Raw genomic sequence first — 19,934 nt, forward strand, 5'->3', positions numbered from 1 at the left:
TGTTAGTCCACCTTATCTTTTTCTGCGACATTTTGACCAACGCCATTTAAAAATTCTTGAATCGTTAATTGACCTTTACCTGCTGGTTGCAGGCGATCAATTTGAAGGACTGTCCCTTCACCACAAGCAATCCATAGCGCTTTTTTACTACGCTGGATAATCGTTCCTGGGGCGCTAGTTGTTGTTTCAGTCAGTGGTGTCACTGCCCAAATTTTCCAGTTGGTCCCTTGATAGGTTGTGAACGCTGTTGGCCAAGGACGCATACCACGCACTTGGTTATCAATTGCCTCAGCAGTTTTTTGCCAGTCAATTCGTTCTTGTTCCCGGGTAATATTTGGTGAAAAAGTAGCCTCTTCTTCCACTTGTGGAACAGGCGTGATTTCGCCAGCAATTAGCTTGGGTAACGTTTCTAATAAAAGTTCTTTTCCTAGAATGCTTAATTTTTCAAACATGGTGCCTACATCGTCTTGTTTCGTAATCGGAATTGCACGTTGCGCTAAAATCGCGCCAGCATCCATTTTTTTCACCATTTCCATAATCGTGACGCCTGTTTCTTTTTCTCCTTCAATAATCGAGTAATGTACAGGTGCGCCGCCACGATATTTTGGTAAAAGTGAGGCATGGACATTAATCGCACCTAGTTTGGGCGCTTTTAAAATTTTCTCTGGTAAAAATTGTCCAAAGGCTGCTGTCACAATTAAATCTGGTGCTAAGTCAATCACTTTTTCCATTTCAGGAGAACCTGAAATTTTCTCTGGTTGTAAGACTAATAAGTTATGTTTTAAAGCTGCTTCTTTGACAGGCGTTGGGGTAATCACTTTTTTTCGGCCAACTGGTCGATCTGGTTGCGTGACAACCGCTTGAACGTCATAGCCTGCCTCGATTAAACTTTCTAAAATCGGAACAGAAAAGGCTGGTGTGCCCATAAATACAATTTTAGTCATCAAAATGTTCCTCCATATACGCTTCTAAATCTTCTGGTGCAATTTTCTCAATCATTTTATCGATAAATAACTCGCCGTTCAAATGATCAATTTCGTGTTGAAAAGCTCGAGCTAAATAGCCGTAAGCCGTAACTTCCATTTCTTCACCTTCACGGTCAAAATAACGGACAGTCACTTCATCTGCTCGTTCAACGGTTCCATATGTTTCTGGAATACTTAAACAGCCTTCCACATCAATACTGGTTCCCTTTTTTTCAATAATCACTGGATTAATTAGTTCAAAACGACCAGATTCTTCATCGATTTCAATCACTGCCATTTGCAAATTTTTACCAATTTGCGGGGCTGCTAAGCCAATCCCATCATGGGCCAGCATTGTTTCATACATATCCTCTAGTAACTGCACAATTTCATCGGTAATAATCGTCACAGGTTGAGCCTTCATTTTTAAGTGTTCGTTCGGGTGAATCACAACTGGATAGCGCATAAGTGCTCCTTTCAAAGCTGTATTTTTTAAATAAAATTCATGGGTTCTGCATCAATGGAAAGCTTTAAACCACGAGCCGTTGCTCGTTGTGTATCGGTTAAAATTTCTTTCAATAATGGTTGAAGCATTGGTTCTTGTTTATACTTGATAATCACTTGATAAAAGTATCGATTATTGACACGCATAATTGCGTTAGGCGTTGGTCCCAACAAAATAGCTTGCGGCGATAAGCCTTGTTTTAATTTCGTCGCAATTTGAAACATTTGTTTCGCTGCTTCATTTTCTTCAGGATGGCTAGCCGTAATTTGGACCGTAAAATAGTACGGCGGATAATCCCCACGATGACGAATATACATTTCTTTTGTATAAAAATCTTCATAATCTTGGGCTTTTGCCAATTGTATCGCATAATGCTCGGGGTTAAAAGATTGAATGATGACTTCTCCCGGTTTTTCAGCACGACCAGCTCGGCCACTGACCTGTGTCAATAACTGGAAGGTCCGTTCACTGGAACGAAAATCGGGTAAATTCAAGGCGGTATCAGCATTTAAGACACCGACTAACGTCACATTTGGAAAGTCCAGTCCTTTGGCAATCATTTGTGTGCCTAATAAGATATCCGCTTGTCCTTCACCAAATGTTCGCAAAATCTTTTCATGCGCACCTTTGCGTCGGGTCGTATCAACATCCATTCGGAGAATACGACTGTCTGGTAACAACGTTTGTAATTCTTCTTCTACTTTTTGTGTGCCTGTTCCGTAGTAGCGAATTTTATCTTGGCCACAGTTAGGACAGCGATAAGGAATTCGCTCTTCATGCCCACAATAATGACATTTCATTGTTTTGCTATCCATATGCAAAGTTAAGGAAATATCACAATTCGGACACGGCAACACATAGCCACAATCGCGACACATCACAAATGACGAATAGCCACGGCGATTAAGTAGGAGAACACTTTGTTCGTTTTTCTCTAAGCGTTCTTGGAGTTTTTCTTGCAACGACATGGAAAAAGAAGAGACATTGCCATTTTCTACTTCTTGCCGCATATCCACTACATCAATCGTAGGCAAGGTTGCCGCTTGATTGGCACGCTGTGTTAATCGTAACCGCTGATAAACATTTTTTTGTGCGCGAGCGCGTGATTCCAAGGACGGCGTGGCACTGCCTAAAACAACAGGGCAATGATGGTACTCCGAACGCCAAATCGCTAAATCTCTCGCGTGGTAGCGCGGGGTTTCTTCTTGTTTATAACTTGCCTCGTGTTCTTCATCAACAATGATCACGCCGATGTTTTCGATTGGCGCAAAAATGGCTGAACGCGCGCCAACCACCACTTCCGCTTCTCCTCGTTCAATCTTCCGCCACTCATCGTATTTTTCACCTTGCGATAAGCCACTGTGCATTACAGCAACATGTTCGCCAAAGCGACTTTTAAAGCGTTGCACCATTTGCGGAGTTAAAGAAATTTCAGGGACAAGCATAATGGCTGTTTTGCCTTGGTTAAGAACTTCTGCAATGACCTGTAGATAAACTTCTGTTTTCCCACTTCCTGTAATACCTTCCAATAAGTAGGTTTGGCTTTGCTGTTCTTGGACCGATTGTAAGATTGTTTCCACAGCCACCTGTTGTTCTGCATTCAAAGATAACGCAGTCGTTTTTTCAAACGTCTGATTAGCAAACGGATCACGATACGCTTCTTTTTCAATGAACGTTAACCAGCCATTTTTGGCGGCTTCATTTAAAAGCGCGGTACTGAAACCTAATTCTTTCATTTCCTTCACAGCGGTGACTTTTTCAGTGCCCAAGCGTTGTAAATAGTAAAGAAGTTGCTCTTTCTTCTTAGCTCCCTTGCGTAACCCCAAACGAATTTCCTCTAGTTGTTCAAATTCCTTAGCGGCTTGAATGAAGCGGACCATTTTGACTTTATTTCTCGTCGTAACTTCGTAGCGAATATCGACTTTTTGCTGTTTACGCAACGCCATTAGTTGAGGCAAAAGCCCACGTTCTTGCGCTTGGTCCCACGAAATTTCCTCTAAACCATAAAATAACTGATCTTGTAATTCTTCAGAAAGCTCATCCGTTAAATAAATATATTTTTGGTAATCGGCACGCATTACGCTAGGCAACATGGTTTGCAAACAAGTGATTTTAAAAGCAAACGTTTTTTCCTTCATATAATCAGCTAAAGCCAACATTTCTGTATTTAAGACAGGTTTTAAATCCAACACCGCCACTAGTTCTTTCAACTGAACATTGGTTTCGTCAAGAACCATTGCAGCCATTGGTTCAATGGCTAGAACAAACCCTTGAACATGCCGATTACCGTTACCAAAAGGCACTTCTACACGCATGCCGACAGCCAATTGCTCATTTAAATTTTCAGGAACTAAATAAGTGAATGGTTGATCGGTTTGCATCGTTGGTACATCCACAATAACTTTGGCTACTTTTTGCATGGTGCATCCTCCTTTTTATGTAAATTCTCTTTGCCTATTGTACTAAAGATTGACTGATTTGTCTTGTGTGTCTCGTTGGCACCTTTCAGAATAAACGAAGAGAAAGCCTCTGAAATAGACAGACGGCTTTCTCCATTCGTTGACAATCATTCAATTAATTTTTTTCGTCACGTAAACGGTTTTCTAATTCTTTTTGCTCTTGTTCACGTTGGCGTTTGCGTTCTTCACGTTCAATGCGTAGACGTTCACGTTTTTCTTCAGGGTTTGGATCACTGATCACTGTTCCTGCTTCAATTTCTTCTAACGCACGACCTACACTTTTTACAGAATCAAAGGATTCAACGGTTGGTTGAACGCCTTCATCTAATTCATGCGCACGTTTGCTTGCTAAAATAACCAAAGAATATTTTGAAGGGACTTCTTTTAACAATGAGTCAATTGACGGTTTTAACATCATAAGGCTACATCTCCTCTAACATTTTAATATATTTTCCAATTACACGGTCAACACGGAAGTGCTCACTCGCGATAATGTCTTTAATTCGTTGCACGGCTAAAGGAACTTCATCATTCACTACCGCATAATCATACAGCGCCATCATTTCGATTTCTTCTCTGGCCACAGCCATTCGTTCTTCAATCACAGACATTTCGTCTGTTCCGCGGCCAATAATTCTTGATTTTAATTCCGCTAAATCGGGGGGTGTCAAAAAGATAAATACGCCATCAGGCACTTTGTCTTTGACTTGTTTAGCCCCTTGGACTTCGATTTCTAAAAAGACGTCTTTGCCTTCATCTAGCGTCTGGTTAACATACGTTAATGGTGTCCCATAATAGTTACCAACATATTCCGCATATTCCAACATTTCTCCAGCTTCAATCATCGCTTCAAATTCTTCTCTTGAACGGAAATAGTAATCTACTCCATCCACTTCGCCTTCTCGCTGTTTCCGAGTGGTCATTGAGATTGAATATTGAAAATCATTTTCTTCACTGTCGAAAATAGCCTTTCTTACAGTCCCTTTCCCCACTCCTGAAGGACCTGACAATACGATTAATAACCCGCGCTCTGACATAACGACTTCCTTTCAAAACATAATTTCACAGTATTAGTTCTATTTTGCACTTTTTTTCTGCAATTTTCAAGACTTTCTTGGAGATTCACTGAAAAAATAACATTTCTTCTTTAATTTAGCTTTCATAACTTGTTCTTTTTTTAAACAAATTACCTAGAATTCCTATACAGGCAGCCATTTTTTAAGTAAAATGAAGTGATGACTCCTTTAGGATGAAAAAACGTGAATAAGAAAGGACTGAGAAACATCGCACGAATTAAACCATTTACATTGTTTCTGCTAGGCTTAGTCGTCAGTTGTGGGGCCTTTTTTGCCCAACCTACTGTGACTCACGCAGAAGAAGATATTACCGCGATTGCTAAAAAAATGGGGACGACCCTGAAAGAGGATGGCATTCCCAAAGCAGCCATCGTTGTTGATGCTGATTCTGGAGAAATTCTCTGGTCGCAGCAACCAGATTTAGCGTGGAATCCTGCCAGTATTGCCAAAGTGATGACCATGTACTTGGCCTTTGAAGCAATGGAGCAAGGAAAATTTACAATGGATACCACTGTGACTGCTACGCAAAAAGATGTCGATATTTCTAAAATATATGCCATTAGTAATAACAAAATTACGTTAGGTGTTGCTTATCCAGTCCGTGAACTATTAAAAATGATTGCTGTCCCCTCTTCTAATGTGGCGACTCTCATGTTGGCAAATTTAATTTCAGGGGACCAGCCTACTGACTTTGTTCATTTAATGAATCAAAAAGCGGCTGAATTAGGGATGACAAATACTACCTATTACAACTGCAGTGGGGCGCAAGCAAGTGCCTTTAACGGCCTGTATCAAATGCAAGGAATTGACCCAAATGGCGATAACGTCTCTACAGCTAGAGATTTAGCTTCACTAACCTATCATTTTCTGAAAAATTATCCAGAAATTTTAGAAATCACCAATAAACCAGTGGTGAAAACAATGGTCGGCACGCCTTACGAGGAAACGTTTGAAGCATACAATTATTCTTTACCAGGCGCTAAGTATGGTTATCAAGGCGTGGATGGTTTAAAAACAGGCTCTAGTCCAACAGGCGGCTTTAACTATATTGCGACTGTCAAACAAGGAGATTTCCGTTTAATTGAAGTCATTTTAGGCGTTGGTAATTGGCAAAACCAAGATGGTGAATACGAACGGCATGTGGCTGGGAATGCTTTGCTGGACTATGCCTATACGACATACGAACGCAAAAAACTTTTAGACAAAGGACCACAAACCATTGATCACAAAAAAGTCACTTTGGCTAACGATTTATACGGTGTCGTTCCCAAAGGCAGTCAGCCTACTTTTAAATTAGTAGCAGGGCAGGTGCAAGTCGACACGCCCTTGACATTATTAAATAGTACGGTTCAAGCGCCAAAAGTGGCTTACCAAGAAGTTAAGCCAAAACAAACAACAGCGGAAGCTGCGGAAGAATCAAACGAACATTCTGGGGACACCACCGTTGCAGAACCGAATCATTTTATTCCCAAATCGATTGCCACAAGTGTTTTAGTCCTTTTCGGGCTGATTTTCTCAGTAATTACCCGTCAGCTTCAAAAACGTTTAGAACGTCAGAAAAAACACGGCAAAGAAAGCAGTAAAACTGCATCCATGCGGACAATCTTTTTAAGTGCCGCAGTTCTTTCTTTCCTATGCGCCGTTGGCTTGTTTCTTTTATTCTAATTAAAAAAAATACCACCAAGCGTGAAATGCTTGGTGGCATTTTTTATAAGCCCATATTAGAAAGCGTATTGACCACGTTCATCAATTCATCGCGACGACGAACTTGTTTGTCGACAGGGCCGTCAACTTCTTTCACGTCAATGCGAACAACAAAATGACGATTCAAAGTAACAAACGTGTCTTCGTTAATTTGGATATTTAATTCTGTTTCAGAATAGCTTGCACAAGCATCTTGCCAGACGTCAAATGGTTCTCTGTCTGAAGCGACTTCTGTTTTTACCACAGAACGACCACTTAATTCTTGAAAGGTTACATCATAAAATTTAGTCATTGCTTTCACCTCTGTCATTTATTCGTTACTTCTATATTATAGCGTTTTCTGGAAAAACACGAAACCATTTTCTCTATTCGACATTTTGAATTTGTTCACGAATCTTTTCTAAGGTTGTTTTCATTTGAACGACACTATTTTTTATTTCAATTGGACTTGATTTCGAACCAATCGTATTGACTTCACGGTTCATTTCTTGAATTAAGAAATCTAGTTCTCGGCCCACTGGTTCTGTTTCGTCAAGCAACTGATGCAACTTATCAATATGGATATCCAAACGATCTAATTCTTCATGAATATCGCCTTTTTCCAATAAAATGGCCATTTCTGTTAATAAGCGTGTTTCATCCACTTGGCTACCTAACCATTCGTTTAATTTCGCTTCAAAACGTTGACGGTATTCTTGTTCAAAAACGCCCACAAACGCTTGCAGTTCTTGAATTGATTGGGTCAACACTGCTACATAGTCAAGCAGGACTTGTTTAATTTGCGTTCCTTCTTGCACACGGCTTTGGTCAAGACTAGCGATGGCTGCTTCAAATGCTTGAACAAGAAATGGTTCAAATGTCTGATCAACGATTTCTGCTTCCACTATTTCGACAAAATCATTTTGCTTTAATAAATGGTTGACCGTGTCCCCTGCATCAAACGTTGCTTCCGGATAGTTTTCCTTTAAATGTTGATCTACCGAAGTTAATAATTGATCAATTAAGTCCCACTGCACGCGTACTTCTTTTTGATTGTTGCCGATTTTTTGGAGATTTACATAGACTTCCACACGTCCACGTTTTAACGTGCGTTTGATTACTTGCCGAATCACCAGTTCATAGGCATTCAGTTCCTTTGGCATACGCAATAGAATATCTAAAAACCGCTGGTTGACACTTTTGACTTCAACATCCAATTGATAATTTTCATTTTGAATGGTCTTTTTTCCAAATCCAGTCATACTTTTCATTGACAGGGTGCTCCTTTTACATGGATTTAATTGTTTTGCTTAATTCAGCAAATTCTTCGTTAGTTAAGGTGATGCCTTTACCCATTTTTTCGTGATCAGGGGCCCACTCACGCAAATCAAATTTTGGTGGACGACCATTCCAACTAATTAAATTCAATTCTTTACGCCAGCCACGAGCATTCTCAGATAACACAGCGACTTCTTCTAAAATTTCATATGAAAATTCTTCTTTCATAACATTCACTCCTTGTTAGTATTCCTTAGGTTATTGTACCATCTTTTCCTCGACACTTAAAATACACATCTCTTTTCTATCACCCTGTCTATATAAACATACGCAACTTTTTCAAAAAATCAGTAAAAAAAGCGGCGACTGCTCGTTTCAATCGTGTCAGTCACCGCTTCTCTGTCTATTCTTTTTCTGTATAAAGATCCACCACTTCAAAACTTTGGCAAACTAACAGCATGTCGGGATAAAATTGTAGCTGATAGGGGACCAGTTCTTCTTTAAAGAACCGCGCATGCTCTTCATACCAATAATCCAGCGTCAAATCTCCTTCACCTTCCGCTTGTGCAAAAGATTCTGAGACCTTGTTCATGGGCATAATTTCAACTTTGGTTGTTCGAATAATAGCCAGCGGTTGAGACTGACCATCTAAAATTATGTCGTATTGACCAGCTTTAGGGAGTTGTTCTTCTTCCATCTTATAAATATCTAAAGAAGAACATGTCGCTGTCTTACGTCCAGAAACAACCAATTGACCCAAACGATTACCCATCTCAGAAGAGCCATCACCAAACATCCACACATCGGGCATCAACATATCTAATTCATGTTTATCTAAAAAGTTTTGCCAGAACACTTCTACATTTTTTAACATCCTTTGCTCTCCTTTTTATTTTTACTTCACGCAACCTTCTTTCACTAATTATACATAACTGATTGCTTTTCTCCTATACTATTTTTACAAAATGAAAACTAAAATAATGTCAGTAACATTTGGACAGAAAAAAGAGGACTAAGTAACAAAACTTAGCCCATCTTTTTATTTTGCTTGTCGTTCTTTGATTTTCGTAAGTAAAGATTGAACATGCTGGCGTGCCGAAGCTTCATCTTCTTGAAGCATCTTTTCCGATAAAATAAAGGAGCCGCCCACTGCTAATACTTCTTCTGCTTCCACATACTCTATAAAGTTTGTTTCATCAATCCCACCAGTTGGTAAAAATTGAACATCATAAAACGGGCCACTTAAACTTTTGATGGCTTTTAACCCGCCGTAAATATCGGCTGGGAAAAATTTAACCACTCGTAAGCCATACGCCAGCGCTCGCTGAATCTCCCCAGGCGTAGCTGTTCCTGGAAAAATAGGCACCTCATTTGCCAGACAAAAATCAATGACTTCTGGAACAATCGCTGGGGAAACAATGAACTGTGCACCGTTCGCTACTGCCTCTTGGGCTTCTTTCAAGGTTCTAACAGTTCCTGCGCCTACTATTAAATTCCCTGAAGCAGCAAGTTGTTTGATGGCAGGCAAGGCCAGCTGACTCCGAAAAGTGACTTCAATAAACGGTAATTCGTTTTCTACTAAGACTGATTCTACTTGTGGCAAATAGCGTAAATCTGTTGCAGTGTATAGTGGTAAAAGTTTACATGTCGCTAATTGTTGATACAGTTGATTTTTTTCAACTTTTGTTTCCATTCTGTCACTTCCTATTTTGTTTGGCTTTGGTTGCTTCGTACAGTCCTTGAATATAGGTCAACCCCATTGCTCGATCATATAAACCATAACCAGGCATCGCTTTTTCATCCCAAATTGCCCGCCCATGGTCAGGGCGAATAACGCCTTCATACCCTACGTCTACCAGTGCTTGCATTAATTCCGCCATATCTAACGAACCAGCGACACTCGGATGCGCCGTTTCTTCAAAACGATGCTCACCTAAATACTTCACATTGCGGAAATGAACAAAATTAATTCTGTGACCTATTTCACGAATCATAGTAGGCAAATCATTCGTCGGGTCCGCACCGAGGGAACCTGTACAAAATGTAATCCCATTTGCTGGTGAGTCCACCAAGGAAAGGATCCGTTTTAAATCCGCTAAATTTTTAGTGATTCTTGGCAAACCAAAAATTTCCCAAGGTGGATCATCGGGGTGAATCCCCATTTTGATATTTTCTTCTTCACAGACAGGAATCACACGTTCTAAAAAGTAGCGCAAATTTTCGACCAAATCTTCTTCTGTTACGCCGGCATACATGGCTTTCAATTCTTGAAATTGTTGCAAACGCTCCTCTTCCCAACCTGGTAACCGGAATCCTTTTGACTGACTGTGAATTAATTGATACATGTCTTCTGGCTGCATGTTCTCTACCACAGCTTGATCAAATAACAACGATAAGCTGCCATCTTCATTCTCATACGCCAAGTCCGTTTTAGCCCAACCAAAAATAGGTTTGAAACTGTAGCACACTAAGGAAATTCCGCATTTCCCCAAGTTACGTAACGTTTGGCGATAATTATCAATATAGTGGTCTCGTTGATCCGCTCCCGCTTTAATGGCATCATGAATAGCGACACTTTCAATTCCTAAAAGTGCCAATCCTTCTTGTTCTACCGATTGTTTAAGTGCCTGAATTTCGGCTACAGTCCAAACATCGCCTGGTAGTTTATTTAACAAGGTACCGACAACGCCAGTAATTCCTGGAATCTGTCGAATGTGTTTTAATGGAATGGCATCGCCTGCCGCTCCGTACCATCTAAATCCCCATTTCATTGCTTTCACCCTTTACTACATTCTTAAAAATCATCGTCCTCATCCTCTTCATCCTCAAAGGAAGTCATAGAAATATCCCATGCTTGCACACTTTCTTTACCTTGCGCAACAATCGCTTGCGCCGCTTCAGCAATCGGTGTGCCCAATAATTGATGGTTTATCGCTTCTAAGACCATTGGTAGGTTGGTACCACTCACCACAAAGATTTTCTTTTGTAGTGCTGGTTCGAGTTCGTTAATCACCAAAACTGCCTGATTGTAAGGACTTGCACTTAATAAGTCAACCATGACCAACACGCCATCCCCTTGTTGAACGTTCTCAATCGCTGTTTTAATTTGTCCGCCTAGTGCTTGGACATCGTCGCCACTATTTAGATTAACGGTTTCGATATTTTCGGTTGCGCCCATAATCACGGTAGCTGCGTCTTTCGCACCGTCACTTAGTGCACCGTGTGTAGCAATCACAATCCCTAACATAAAAGTTCCTCCTTCAATTCAGTGGCTTGAGTCATTACTTCAAACAGTCATGCAATGACTCAAGCGACTGGCCTTTTTTATAAATTAAATTTGCCTAAAACCTCTTTTAAACTAGTTTTTGGTGCAGAAGGCGTTGCTTGGAAATAAATATCTTCTACGCCATACACCTCATGTAGCTCTTTTAATTTTTCGGCATCTTCTTTGTTTAAATAAACAGATTTGGTTACTAATAAATCTTTTTCTGGATTTTTCTGTGCAATACCGCCGATGTTTAACTCCTTCATAGGGACTCCGTGTTTTACTAAGTCATAAATTACAGAGACGGTTTTAGCGATTAAAATACAGTTGTACTCTTTGAATTGGTATTCATCCCAATAAAATTTGGCTTTTTCCGGCGTAATGACAATGGTTTTTTGTCCTGTCCGACTGCCTGCACTTTTGTATAAATCACGCATAAATTTATCCTTTGCCACCACTTCATCGACAACGAAAATGGAATTAACGCCACTTTTTTGGGACAAGGTCACCATCACTTGTCCATGAATTAATCGTTCATCTACTCTTGCTAAATTTACTACGCCCATCTGATTCACGTCCTTTTCTTTTTATAAAATACCGACTGTTGCTAAGACAATTAAAATACCTGTTAACCACAATAATGCTTGCGTAACTTTCAAACCTTTTTTCGTATAGAACCAATACACGCCCATTACAACAGCTAGCGGTAAGAGTCCTGGGACAATCTGATCAAGGATATCTTGAACCACAAACTCACGGCCAGAAAGTTTAAATTGAAGAGTTGAAGAAACTTTGACATAATTACCAGCTAAAATTCCCATCATGAACAACCCTAAAACAGATAACATTTCAATAGCTTTTTGAATCCCAGCACTTTGCATTAAGCCTGTGGCATTCCGCCCCATTTTAAAGGATTGTCTCGCAAAGAACACACCTAACAGTACTTGATAAAGGGCAAACGCCACAAATGGGAAAATCGCACCTAATGCGCTACCTTGTTGCGCCCACGGCACCGCAATCGCAATAAAAATATATTGAACCGTACCTGAGTCAATCGCATCACCAATCCCCGCTAACGCGCCCATCAAGCCAGCTTTGGTGTTATACATTAAATCATCTTGCATCATGATTTCGCGGCCTTCATGTTCTTCTTTGGCCCGCTCTTGTTCCATGGAAGCCATCAGCCCAGTAATGACCCCGCCGCCCCAACTTAATTGCGTATTGAAAAACAGCAGTTGACGCATATAAGCGGCTTTTAATTGTTCATCGTCTTTATATAATTTCTTTAAAAGTGGCATCATTGCGTACAATAACGAAGGCGCCAAGTAACGTTCAAAGGAATGGGGAATTTCATTGGCAAAATGCCAACGGAGATAGGCTTTTGTAACATCTTTATTGGTAATTTCTTCTGGTGCTAAATTCGTTGTTTTCGGCACGACTTTTTCTGTTGTTTCCGTCATTTCAGTTCCTCCTTTTTCTTTTAAAACCCGTCATCGTAATCGTCATCATCATCAAAATCAGTGGTGGCACTGGCGGAACCAGCACTTTCTGCTACAGGTTTGCCTTTTTGGACTTGCACAAAAATTAACGCAATAATTACGCCAAAGATGGCATACGTTACCATGGTAATTTCCAATGACTTAAAGACGATACTCATGAAGTATGCAAGGAAAAAGAAAACCAAGAAATCTTTTCGACCAATGACATAGACCGTTGTCGCAATCCCAATTGCGGCTAAACCACCACCGACTACTTCTAACACGTGAATCACAACGGTTCCTTCTAATGCTTTAATAATATCGGCAATGACTGGTGCCCCTAAATAAAGAGCAAAAAAGACTAATGGAACGAATAAAATAAATGAGGCAATCGTTGGATACCAGATAATTGAGCGGGCAATTTTTTTAGAATTTAGTTCAGCCACCGCACGATCGGTATACTTCCCTAAAAACGTGTTAATAAAGAAACGGAATTGATATAAATAACTTCCTAAAAGACCGACAGGAACCGCTACGGCAATAGCCGCTTCCGGCTTCAAATTCCCTAGCAACGCAACTGGCACAGCAATCGCTGCCGCAATTGATGGTTCTGCTGGCATAGAGCCACCTGGTGAAAAAACACCCATGTAAATCATTTGTAATGCTGCGGTGACAATCATCGCTTTCGGGACATCGCCCATCACTAAACCTGCTACTAACCCTGTCATTAAGGGCGAGAAACGCAACGTTAACGTTGCTCCTCCTCCAAGCCATCTGGACATAATTGCTGCCACCCAAAGCGCCATTATCAAACTTTGTAAAACACTTAACGTTTCCATAGTTCCTCCTTCTTATCCTTGGTTTTGGATATACTTTTCTAGCTCTTTAATCCCTTGACGTAAACGTTCTTCCGAAATCTCAATAGGAATTAAATGAACCTTTTCTTTTGAATCAATAAATTGAACCATTGCATCGAGTACTGCTTCTTCTTTTGGGTAAAGGCCCATTTGTCGTAACGACATGGGCAAGTTTAGCTCTTGATAAAAAGGGATTAATGCGTCTATGATGGCCCACCTTTTTTCCAATGCTAATTGATAGAAGATGCCGTAAGCTACTTTTTCGCCGTGTAAATAGTCATGACTTTTGGGTAAAAATTTACTCATAGCATCATGCATGGCGTGTGCTGCTGCATTGCGGGCGTATTTGTCGCCGAAGCCGCCGACTAATCCAGAAACAGCGAAAACAATTTCTGAAAGATGGACAAATTCAGGCGTGAGTTTGCCCTCATCCATCGCTGCTAAGGCTGCTTTTGAGTCCCGCATAATCGCTTCTTGCGAAAGCTTGGCGGTCGCTCCCGCTAATTGTAAAAAGGGTTCCCCTTGCAAATGGGCTTGGCGTAAAATGGTCTCTGATTCATACCATTTCGCTAACGTATCAGCTAAACCAGCGACAAAATAATCACGGGGCGCATCCAGAAGCAACTTAGGATCGGTGATTAAAAACGCAGCTTGGCGAAAGAAATGTTCCGTTTTGCCTTCGGCCGCGCCATTTTCTTGATACATCACAGCTAACGGTGTCCACGGCGCACAGTTACTAGCCAAAGTGGGGACCAAGCCAAAATTCAGATTGTTTAAATGGGCGCTGTAGCCCACTAAATCGGCTAACTTACCGCCGCCGACTCCCAGAAGAAAGTCAATCTGGTGTTCCTTTATTTGCTGTGAAATTTGTTCGGCGCCAAAATAACTACATTCTCCTGTGTAAGTGTGATAGAAGAATTGATACTCTGAATCTGCCAAGAATGGTAAAAATGGCTGAGCTTTTTCAAAGGATACGGTGCCATGCACCACCAAAATTCGTTGGGCGTGATATTCCTTGAAAAGTGACGGCACCGAAGCTAAGGCGCCTTCGTGGTAACGATAAAATTGCGGTCCAACTTTCACTTTTAAATCAGTTAACATGCTCCTCCTCCTTCTTAACTAACGTAACGACTGACTTCTTGCACTGCCCGTTGAGGTAAAATACCTTGCACCACGTCTTCCACATCTTGCACGCATTTTTCTCCCATCGCTTGCAGGCATTCCATGGTATAAGCGGAGGTGTGCGGCGTCATTACTACATTTTCAAACGCAAGATAAGGATGATTTTTCCGACCTGGTTCCTCTTCTAAAACATCTGTCCCAAGCCCAGCAATTTTGCCCGATTGTAAACCGGCGATCATGGCTTCTTCATCAATCAAGGCGCCTCGTGCGCTATTGGAAAGATAGACGCCGTCTTTCATCTTGGCAATTTCCGCCGAGCCAATCATGTGATAACTTTCTTCAGTTAAATTGGCACATAAACAAATGATGTCTGCTGAAGCTAGCAACGTATCTAAGTCTACTTTTTTGGCTCCATAACTTTGCAGATAAGTGGCGGATTTATAGGGATCATACGCTAACACGTCACAGCGAAATCCGTTTCGTAACGTCTCCACGACACAACTTCCTGTGTTCCCAACACCAATGACACCCACAGTTTTGTTAAATAACGTCCGACCGACAAAATTCGCTCGTTTTTCCCATTGATCCGCTTTAACGCTGGCATCTGCAGCCACGGTTTGTCGTAAAACAGCTAGCAAATTTGTGACATTGTTTTCCGCCACGGCATCTCGTTCTACTAAAGCTGGGATGATGGAAACAATTGTGTCGTGCTGTTTTGCAGCGTCTAAATCGATGTTGTTATACCCAATACCATGGCGAGAAATTAGCAACAATTCATCTTTATGTTCAAAAAATTCTTTCGTGAAAAATGGCGTCACGCTAGCAATAATAATCGTATATCCTTGTAAACGTTCCGCTAACTCTTTGCCACCAATTTCACTGTCGACTGTAAAATGCTTCACGGTGCCTATTTTTTCTAAGCGCGTCAAGTGTTCAGGAAAAATTTGACCAAAACTACTGGAATTCACTATGGCAATTTTTTGTTTTTTTAACATGACTAAACTCCTTTACTGACTTTTTACGACTTCATGCCCGCCAAATCCTTGTCGCAAAGAAGCGACCACTTTGTTTGAAAAATGATTTGCTAGCATACTTTCATTTCGAGTAAATAAGGACAACGCTGTCGTTGGGACGGGCATCTCCAAACGCAATGCTTCTTCAATCATCCATTTGGCTTCGCCATTTGCTGCAACTTTCCCTTCTAGATTGGCTAACGTAGGATTTTCCGCAAAAACCTCTTTCGCTAAGCCCATCAAGCGAGCTTCAATAATCGAGCCGTGATTCCACACATCGGCTACTTTCTCCAACGCAAAATCATATTCGGCAGCTTCTAATAAATTGAATCCTTCGCCCATGGCTTGCATCATGACGTACTCAATCCCGTTATGCACCATTTTCAAATAGTGACCAGCTCCTGATTTCCCAGCATAAAGATACCCTTGTTCACAAGCTAAATCTTCAAAAAATGGGGTTAACACCTTGACAGCTTCAGGCGCACCGCCAACCATTAAACACGCTCCTTCCCGCGCTCCTTTGATGCCACCAGAAGTACCACAATCAATAAAATAAATTCCTTTTTCCTTAGCAAATTGAGCATTCGCAACACTATCATGAAAATTTGAATTGCCACTATCCACAATGATATCCTCTGGTGCTAATTGCTCTACCAATTCTGCCACTAATTGATTGGTAATCTGACCAGCGGGGGTACTTAAAAAAATCACCTTCCTTTTATTAAGCGCTTTCAATAATTCCGGCAACGAATCTACAACGGAAAGCCCCTGCTCTCTAGCAGTCGCTCTTGCTTCCTTTGTTACATCAAAGCCAATAATGGGCCAGTCTTGTTCGTGAACATTTAACGCCATGTTTAAACCCATTTTCCCAAGTCCAATAAAGCCAATATCCATTTTTCTTTCACCTGCCTCTTTTGATACTTCAATCATAAAGGATAAAAAAAATAATGTAAACGATTACACTAATTAAAAAATATTTTTTATTTTTTAGCAAAAATCTTGCCTACTCAAAAGGTAAAACGTTTTTATTTTTAAGGAGCTTTCATACAAAAAACACAAGTAAATCTCTTGGTATCACGTTCTTTTTACTGGCTACTTTCTTTAGTTGAGAGAAGTCTTTTCAAGACCCCTTCATTTTTCAGAAAAAAGATTATTTATTTTTTTTTTGGCTTTTTTAAAGAATTTCTTTTTTGTGGAGAAAAAGAGAAATTGTATTTGTCCTCTTTTTCCACTATAATCAGTCTATACCAACAATGAAAAGGCATTCATTTTATTTTTAAAAAATAAGATTGGAGGAACGTGTTAATGAAAAACCACTATTTGGATCAACGGATTCGGATCAAAAAACCGAATTTGAGCCTCACAGAAAAGAAAATTTCCGATTACTTTGTTCATTCTGAATCATTATTGACACAAATGACGTTAGAAAGTCTTGCCAACGAAATTGGCGTCTCCCAATCTTCCGTGTATCAATTTGTAAAAAAGATTGGCTATTCTGGGTTCCAAGAATTTAAAATTGATATTGCCAGAAATTCTAATTATCAGCCGACTTTTCAAAACGTCAATAGCGTGAATGGCGCCGATGATATTTCACCAGATGATGATAGTATTACCATTGCTAAAAAAGTCTTACAAGCCAATATTTATTCCCTCAGTAACGCCACACAGTTCTTAACAAAGGAGCTGTTAGATAACGTGTTGGCTTTGATGTACTCTGCCAAAACGCTTCATTTTTTTGGGCAAGGCGGGTCCTCGATTGTGGCTTTTGATAGTTTCCATAAATTCATTCGGACTAACTATCGGTGCAACTACATTTTTGATTACCACATGCAGTTAAGTTTTGTCACAAAATTAACCAGTGAAGATTGCGTGTTTATTTTTTCCCATTCAGGCAAAACCAAAGAATCAATCAACCTAGCACGACAAGTTAAAAAAACCAACGCAAAAATGATTACGTTAACTGGTAACAGCGGTTCAGAGTTGGCAGGCTTGTCCGACGAAGCAATTATTGTCGTCACCGAAGAAGGCTTGTTTCGTGCGGAATCCTTGGCTTCACGGATCAGTTACTTAACGGTAATGGATATTTTATATACAAATACGATGTATCACAATTTTGATCAAAATGCCGATTCCTTGAAAAAAATCCGCGACAACATTAGCACGACTAAGACCGATCCGCATTATTTGTCGTAAAGAAAAGTCTTATTTGTTAGTAGTTGCTTCTGCTCCCACCCTTTATCATTTTTAAGCCTGGAACAAAAATCCAAAATGATTGATGTCCCAGGCTTTTCCTTTGAAGTTTTAATCCTTGGCTTTCTCAGTGCAACTACTCAGGATTTATATTTTTTATCCTTACGAACAGTATCATTAGAATCATCCAGATATCGACTACTCTAAAAAGTAGATTATACTCGTACAGCCAAGTTGCTTGCGAACAGACAAGAAAGACTGAAAATATAATGGGTAGGCAAAATAACCTATCTTCTTTTTCCGTTATTGAAATAATTAATAGCGTTAATAAAAATAAAGGAATAAAGAGGAAGTGCATAACCATTTGAGTAACAACTATCGATACAGTAATCGTGTGCTTGTCAAATAGCTGAACTAGTATTGGATTAAACCAAACAATGGCGACTATTACTAACGAAAAATATTTAGTCACGCTTTCCAGCCTTATTACATACAACAAGCCAAAGAAAATTAGTAAACTAATAATGATATCTTTATAAGTAAAAAAATGTTCATAATTCATAATTTCTTTCGTTTCATCTCCACTCAACTTGCTTAACTATTCAAGGTTTAGGTAAATCACGTTTCCCATTTTCTCACATGATCGTTCAAAGAAACAGAACGTTGTTTGGTGTTTTAAAACGTAAAAGTTGAGCAACATATCCTGTCTAAACATTTACTTGGCAGTTTATTTATAGAAAAATTGTTACTTTCCAAATTTTTGTATGCTTTTTAGAAATGAAACCAAGCTTATGTTTTAATGCTTCTTATGCAAATCATTAAAACGAAATCCCCCAAATTTCGCAACTCTTATCATTTCAGATTGTGATGTTCGTCCAATTAAAAAGTGATAGTACTTCTTAACGTATCGTTATTAAATTTTAAATTCAAAGGGGCTACTCTCTTTAATTTTGTTTCTGATTTTTTCTAAAAGTACTGTTATGTAAGTAATAAGTTCTATACTGGACTTGTAATAGAAAATAAATTTAATTCTTTACAAAAATTAGTATAAGAGAACCCCTTTTTTCATTCTACGACATCATTAGCTGACGATATATAGCAAATTACAAACTAAGTTAATGACGTAATCTTACTTTTTTCTTCTTTTTTTCTTACTTTTTTCTGCCTGTATTTTTTTAAAAAATTCTTGCCTATCTTCTAATTTCCAAGTACCCTGTTCTGTTCTTTCATATATCCAAATTTTTGTACACCGACAGGCGTTACGAAACGAGGTATGTTGTTTCGCTTCTTTATCCTGAGCAAGATTTAAACAAGAACGAGGAATTGAGAATTCTGGATGATCATGATATAAGCCAATCCCTAAACCAATCTTAGGCGTACTGATTGTGTTCGTCATAGGAATTGTTCTTAATTGTCCGTCAGCGCCTATTCTGACCACATCTGTCTTTATGCTTTTAATGTATTTCAATACCTGAAGCTTATCTTTTACTTTTCTTGTACTTTCTACCCAACATTTTGAAAAGTTCAATTTATTTCTTTTAAAGTCTCTATAAAATTCAATAGCATACTTACTTTTCATTCTTGACTTAGAGGTTTCTCTTTCATTAATATCATAATAACTTATCCCAATTAAGTGCAGAATACTCTCTCTAGTAAAACAAACTTCTAATTTTTCTTGTTTACTTTTCACGTTTCTTTTATAGAAATAAACTATTTTTTTATTAACAACTTCTACATCTAAAATTTCTAAAACGGCAATAAGTTCATCAAATAAATCTTTACAACTTAAATCACTTGCCACTAATTCTGTTAATCGGAAAGTTTTAGTTACTTTAGCTTCACCCATTCCATCCCTCCTCTACGTTTTCATTTTGATAAAAAAAAACAAACGTGCAAAAAGCACGTTTGTTGAAATATCTCATAAGAGGGTGCATTATTTTCAGCTTTCGCCTAGGCTCCTTCTAAGCCTTCGTACTTTAAATAAATATGCTGATAGTTTATCAACCCTCTGGCTACTAAATGTATCAGCCTCTAGATCCTTTG

Annotated in this window: 21 protein-coding genes; 2 read left to right on the forward strand and 19 right to left on the reverse strand. The window is 39.5% G+C overall.

The window, feature by feature from the left end; all coding sequences use genetic code 11:
* Positions 1 to 2: 2 nt before the first annotated feature.
* The 5 genes from fmt to gmk form a co-directional block, all read right to left on the reverse strand.
* Positions 3 to 944 (reverse strand): methionyl-tRNA formyltransferase, encoded by a 942-nt coding sequence (gene fmt / locus IGJ63_RS12215; RefSeq protein WP_438746549.1) that lies wholly within the window; start codon positions 942 to 944, stop codon positions 3 to 5.
* Complete coding sequence (gene def, locus IGJ63_RS12220; RefSeq protein WP_002371656.1) at positions 937 to 1,431, reverse strand: peptide deformylase; 495 nt, start codon at positions 1,429 to 1,431, stop codon at positions 937 to 939. Before def ends, fmt begins: the two co-directional genes overlap by 8 nt.
* A gap of 26 nt (positions 1,432 to 1,457) precedes the next feature.
* A complete protein-coding gene (priA, locus tag IGJ63_RS12225) occupies positions 1,458 to 3,890 on the reverse strand; it encodes a primosomal protein N' (RefSeq protein ID WP_438746551.1) in 2,433 nt (810 codons plus the stop codon).
* Between the two features lie 154 nt (positions 3,891 to 4,044).
* Positions 4,045 to 4,347: a DNA-directed RNA polymerase subunit omega gene (rpoZ, locus tag IGJ63_RS12230; protein WP_002354916.1), complete on the reverse strand. Its 303-nt coding sequence runs from the start codon at positions 4,345 to 4,347 to the stop codon at positions 4,045 to 4,047.
* Between the two features lie 4 nt (positions 4,348 to 4,351).
* On the reverse strand, positions 4,352 to 4,966 hold the full coding sequence (gmk, locus tag IGJ63_RS12235) for a guanylate kinase (protein WP_002354915.1): 615 nt from the start codon (positions 4,964 to 4,966) through the stop codon (positions 4,352 to 4,354).
* Between the two features lie 222 nt (positions 4,967 to 5,188).
* Here gmk and IGJ63_RS12240 point away from each other — a divergent pair, with 222 nt between their 5' ends.
* Positions 5,189 to 6,670 carry a DUF1958 domain-containing protein gene (locus IGJ63_RS12240; protein ID WP_002398168.1) on the forward strand — a complete coding sequence of 494 codons (1,482 nt, stop codon included), beginning with the start codon at positions 5,189 to 5,191 and terminating at the stop codon, positions 6,668 to 6,670.
* Positions 6,671 to 6,713: 43 nt separating this feature from the next.
* On the opposite strand, the gene IGJ63_RS12245 is transcribed toward IGJ63_RS12240, so the two are convergent.
* The 13 genes from IGJ63_RS12245 to gnd all read right to left on the reverse strand — a co-directional run bounded on the left by IGJ63_RS12245 (position 6,714) and on the right by gnd (position 16,631).
* Positions 6,714 to 7,019, reverse strand: coding sequence for a hypothetical protein (locus tag IGJ63_RS12245; protein WP_002383233.1), 306 nt, complete (start codon positions 7,017 to 7,019; stop codon positions 6,714 to 6,716).
* Positions 7,020 to 7,074: 55 nt separating this feature from the next.
* The gene (locus IGJ63_RS12250) at positions 7,075 to 7,959 is read right to left on the reverse strand and encodes a YicC/YloC family endoribonuclease (protein ID WP_002398169.1); all 885 of its coding nucleotides are present in this window, start codon (positions 7,957 to 7,959) and stop codon (positions 7,075 to 7,077) included.
* 16 nt (positions 7,960 to 7,975) lie between these two features.
* Complete coding sequence (locus IGJ63_RS12255; protein WP_002381076.1) at positions 7,976 to 8,194, reverse strand: YdbC family protein; 219 nt, start codon at positions 8,192 to 8,194, stop codon at positions 7,976 to 7,978.
* Positions 8,195 to 8,369: 175 nt separating this feature from the next.
* Complete coding sequence (locus tag IGJ63_RS12260; RefSeq protein ID WP_002398170.1) at positions 8,370 to 8,840, reverse strand: ASCH domain-containing protein; 471 nt, start codon at positions 8,838 to 8,840, stop codon at positions 8,370 to 8,372.
* Positions 8,841 to 9,005: 165 nt separating this feature from the next.
* Positions 9,006 to 9,659: a bifunctional 4-hydroxy-2-oxoglutarate aldolase/2-dehydro-3-deoxy-phosphogluconate aldolase gene (locus IGJ63_RS12265; RefSeq protein WP_002359031.1), complete on the reverse strand. Its 654-nt coding sequence runs from the start codon at positions 9,657 to 9,659 to the stop codon at positions 9,006 to 9,008.
* Between the two features lie 4 nt (positions 9,660 to 9,663).
* Positions 9,664 to 10,737, reverse strand: coding sequence for a mannonate dehydratase (gene uxuA, locus IGJ63_RS12270; protein WP_002398911.1), 1,074 nt, complete (start codon positions 10,735 to 10,737; stop codon positions 9,664 to 9,666).
* 23 nt (positions 10,738 to 10,760) lie between these two features.
* Positions 10,761 to 11,213, reverse strand: coding sequence for a PTS sugar transporter subunit IIA (locus IGJ63_RS12275; RefSeq protein ID WP_002354905.1), 453 nt, complete (start codon positions 11,211 to 11,213; stop codon positions 10,761 to 10,763).
* A 77-nt stretch (positions 11,214 to 11,290) separates the two neighbouring features.
* Positions 11,291 to 11,797 (reverse strand): PTS system mannose/fructose/N-acetylgalactosamine-transporter subunit IIB, encoded by a 507-nt coding sequence (locus IGJ63_RS12280; RefSeq protein WP_002354904.1) that lies wholly within the window; start codon positions 11,795 to 11,797, stop codon positions 11,291 to 11,293.
* Between the two features lie 21 nt (positions 11,798 to 11,818).
* Positions 11,819 to 12,691, reverse strand: a complete 873-nt coding sequence (locus tag IGJ63_RS12285; RefSeq protein ID WP_002354903.1) for a PTS system mannose/fructose/sorbose family transporter subunit IID — start codon at positions 12,689 to 12,691, stop codon at positions 11,819 to 11,821.
* Positions 12,692 to 12,711: 20 nt separating this feature from the next.
* On the reverse strand, positions 12,712 to 13,548 hold the full coding sequence (locus tag IGJ63_RS12290) for a PTS mannose/fructose/sorbose/N-acetylgalactosamine transporter subunit IIC (RefSeq protein WP_002354902.1): 837 nt from the start codon (positions 13,546 to 13,548) through the stop codon (positions 12,712 to 12,714).
* Between the two features lie 12 nt (positions 13,549 to 13,560).
* Positions 13,561 to 14,667 (reverse strand): iron-containing alcohol dehydrogenase family protein, encoded by a 1,107-nt coding sequence (locus tag IGJ63_RS12295; protein ID WP_002387385.1) that lies wholly within the window; start codon positions 14,665 to 14,667, stop codon positions 13,561 to 13,563.
* Positions 14,668 to 14,681: 14 nt separating this feature from the next.
* On the reverse strand, positions 14,682 to 15,683 hold the full coding sequence (locus IGJ63_RS12300; protein ID WP_002375530.1) for a D-isomer specific 2-hydroxyacid dehydrogenase family protein: 1,002 nt from the start codon (positions 15,681 to 15,683) through the stop codon (positions 14,682 to 14,684).
* 12 nt (positions 15,684 to 15,695) lie between these two features.
* Positions 15,696 to 16,631, reverse strand: coding sequence for a phosphogluconate dehydrogenase (NAD(+)-dependent, decarboxylating) (gene gnd, locus IGJ63_RS12305; protein ID WP_438746554.1), 936 nt, complete (start codon positions 16,629 to 16,631; stop codon positions 15,696 to 15,698).
* Positions 16,632 to 17,006: 375 nt separating this feature from the next.
* Here gnd and IGJ63_RS12310 point away from each other — a divergent pair, with 375 nt between their 5' ends.
* Positions 17,007 to 17,894 (forward strand): MurR/RpiR family transcriptional regulator, encoded by an 888-nt coding sequence (locus IGJ63_RS12310; RefSeq protein ID WP_002383224.1) that lies wholly within the window; start codon positions 17,007 to 17,009, stop codon positions 17,892 to 17,894.
* A gap of 1,126 nt (positions 17,895 to 19,020) precedes the next feature.
* Here the strand turns inward: IGJ63_RS12310 and IGJ63_RS12315 are convergent.
* Positions 19,021 to 19,737: a PBECR4 domain-containing protein gene (locus IGJ63_RS12315; RefSeq protein WP_002378980.1), complete on the reverse strand. Its 717-nt coding sequence runs from the start codon at positions 19,735 to 19,737 to the stop codon at positions 19,021 to 19,023.
* Positions 19,738 to 19,934: the final 197 nt, after the last annotated feature.

Source organism: Enterococcus sp. DIV1375a (genome assembly GCF_051712205.1).
In the GTDB taxonomy this organism is placed as follows: Bacteria; Bacillota; Bacilli; order Lactobacillales; family Enterococcaceae; genus Enterococcus; species Enterococcus faecalis.

Excerpts from the sequence above, each read along its gene's own strand:
- fmt (WP_438746549.1), bottom strand. The coding sequence starts at position 944 with ATGACTAAAATTGTATTTATGGGCACACCAGCCTTTTCTGTTCCGATT.
- def (WP_002371656.1), bottom strand. The coding sequence starts at position 1,431 with ATGCGCTATCCAGTTGTGATTCACCCGAACGAACACTTAAAAATGAAG.
- priA (WP_438746551.1), bottom strand. The coding sequence starts at position 3,890 with ATGCAAAAAGTAGCCAAAGTTATTGTGGATGTACCAACGATGCAAACC.
- rpoZ (WP_002354916.1), bottom strand. The coding sequence starts at position 4,347 with ATGATGTTAAAACCGTCAATTGACTCATTGTTAAAAGAAGTCCCTTCA.
- gmk (WP_002354915.1), bottom strand. The coding sequence starts at position 4,966 with ATGTCAGAGCGCGGGTTATTAATCGTATTGTCAGGTCCTTCAGGAGTG.
- IGJ63_RS12245 (WP_002383233.1), bottom strand. The coding sequence starts at position 7,019 with ATGACAGAGGTGAAAGCAATGACTAAATTTTATGATGTAACCTTTCAA.
- IGJ63_RS12250 (WP_002398169.1), bottom strand. The coding sequence starts at position 7,959 with ATGAAAAGTATGACTGGATTTGGAAAAAAGACCATTCAAAATGAAAAT.
- IGJ63_RS12255 (WP_002381076.1), bottom strand. The coding sequence starts at position 8,194 with ATGAAAGAAGAATTTTCATATGAAATTTTAGAAGAAGTCGCTGTGTTA.
- IGJ63_RS12260 (WP_002398170.1), bottom strand. The coding sequence starts at position 8,840 with ATGTTAAAAAATGTAGAAGTGTTCTGGCAAAACTTTTTAGATAAACAT.
- IGJ63_RS12265 (WP_002359031.1), bottom strand. The coding sequence starts at position 9,659 with ATGGAAACAAAAGTTGAAAAAAATCAACTGTATCAACAATTAGCGACA.
- uxuA (WP_002398911.1), bottom strand. The coding sequence starts at position 10,737 with ATGAAATGGGGATTTAGATGGTACGGAGCGGCAGGCGATGCCATTCCA.
- IGJ63_RS12275 (WP_002354905.1), bottom strand. The coding sequence starts at position 11,213 with ATGTTAGGGATTGTGATTGCTACACACGGTGCACTAAGTGACGGTGCG.
- IGJ63_RS12280 (WP_002354904.1), bottom strand. The coding sequence starts at position 11,797 with ATGGGCGTAGTAAATTTAGCAAGAGTAGATGAACGATTAATTCATGGA.
- IGJ63_RS12285 (WP_002354903.1), bottom strand. The coding sequence starts at position 12,691 with ATGACGGAAACAACAGAAAAAGTCGTGCCGAAAACAACGAATTTAGCA.
- IGJ63_RS12290 (WP_002354902.1), bottom strand. The coding sequence starts at position 13,548 with ATGGAAACGTTAAGTGTTTTACAAAGTTTGATAATGGCGCTTTGGGTG.
- IGJ63_RS12295 (WP_002387385.1), bottom strand. The coding sequence starts at position 14,667 with ATGTTAACTGATTTAAAAGTGAAAGTTGGACCGCAATTTTATCGTTAC.
- IGJ63_RS12300 (WP_002375530.1), bottom strand. The coding sequence starts at position 15,683 with ATGTTAAAAAAACAAAAAATTGCCATAGTGAATTCCAGTAGTTTTGGT.
- gnd (WP_438746554.1), bottom strand. The coding sequence starts at position 16,631 with ATGATTGAAGTATCAAAAGAGGCAGGTGAAAGAAAAATGGATATTGGC.
- IGJ63_RS12310 (WP_002383224.1), top strand. The coding sequence starts at position 17,007 with ATGAAAAACCACTATTTGGATCAACGGATTCGGATCAAAAAACCGAAT.
- IGJ63_RS12315 (WP_002378980.1), bottom strand. The coding sequence starts at position 19,737 with ATGGGTGAAGCTAAAGTAACTAAAACTTTCCGATTAACAGAATTAGTG.